We start from the raw sequence: 1,411 nt of genomic DNA on the forward strand, positions 1-1,411 counted from the left end.
CGGCGACCGCCTGCAGGTGAGCGATCGGAAGGTCGATCTCGACGCCGGTTATCTGGCAGGCCTCAACGAGGCCGAACGGGGTGAGATCACCTTGCGACTGTCGGCGGCGGGCGAGGTCTTCGACGAACTGCGTCTGACAGTCAGGTTGCTTGCTCGCGACGAGTGGGGTGGCGTTGCCGACATGGCGCAGCTGCTCCCGGCCTTCGTGATGCCGAATGATCCCGGTGTTGCACCGATCCTCAGGGCAGCTGCGGAACGACTCGCCGCGCACGGGCATCCGAGCGGCCTTGACGGCTACCAGTCGCAAAGCCCGCAACGGGCATTCATGCTGACGGCTGCCATCTATTCGGCGATCGCCGGCATAGGGCTGCATTACGCCGAGCCTCCGGCGAGCTTCGAGAGCCGCGGCCAAAAAGTCAGGCGTCCTACCACTATAGCGGAGGAGCGGCTCGCTACCTGCCTGGACAGCTCGCTTCTTTTCGCCGCCGCCCTTGAGGGAGCCGGCCTCCACCCTGCTGTCCTGATGTTTGATGGACATGCCGCTGTGGGGGTCTGGCTCACCAAGCGCACCTTTTCCAACGCGGTTGAAACGGATCAGATGGAGGTCCGCAAGGCGCTTGCCTCGCGCGAGTTCATCGCTTTCGAAACCACAGGCGTCACGCACCGGCCCGCGCTGACGCTCGAGGCCGCCCAGAATGCGCTCGGTATTCGTCTTGCGGAGGAGCAAGCGCATGCCTTCGTCGCGGCCATAGACGTGCGGCGATCGCGCAGCGGCGGCATCACGCCGCTTGCCTCGCACGAGCCGGTCAGACGCAATGCAGTCGATGAAGAGGCGGCGGCTGGGGTGGCCCTGCCCCTCCCAGCGGCGCCAGCAGCCGGCGAGATGCCGGCAGAGGCCGTTGAGATCAAGCCCACCACTGCGGTGGGTCGCATCCAACGTTGGCAAAAGAAGCTGCTCGACCTGACACTCAGGAACCGCCTTCTCAACTTCCCCGATTCGAAGAAGACGATCCCGTTTTTGTGCACCGACGTGGCCTATCTGGAGGACAGGCTGGCAAATGGTGCGGCAGTCCGCCTCATCTCCTTGCCCGAGCAGAACCCATTGGGGGAGCGCGACGCGGAACTCTACCGCGATGTGCACGGTCGCGATTTGCAACGCGGTTACGCTGCCGAAGCACTGCTGAGGGATGAACTCGCTTCGACGCTGGATACCCGTCAGCTTGAGGCGAGACTGATCGACCTCTATCGGCAGGTGCGCAACGACTTCGCCGAAGGCGGGGCAAACACGCTGTTCCTTGCTGTGGGCTTCCTTCGCTGGAAAAAGAAGCCCGAGGACGAGCGCAGCTATCGGGCGCCGCTGCTGCTGGTGCCGGTCCGGCTCGAGCGGCGCAGCGCGAGCTCACGTTTCACT

1 protein-coding gene is annotated in these 1,411 nt (G+C 64.5%); it reads left to right on the plus strand.

Features of this window, described 5'->3' with window-relative positions; all coding sequences use genetic code 11:
* A partial coding sequence (locus EOA24_RS37890) for a DUF4011 domain-containing protein (RefSeq protein ID WP_245501961.1) occupies positions 1 to 1,411 on the plus strand: 1,411 nt, incomplete at both ends.

Origin of the sequence: Mesorhizobium sp. M2A.F.Ca.ET.039.01.1.1 (assembly GCF_003998035.1) — a bacterium.
GTDB lineage: Bacteria > Pseudomonadota > Alphaproteobacteria > Rhizobiales > Rhizobiaceae > Mesorhizobium.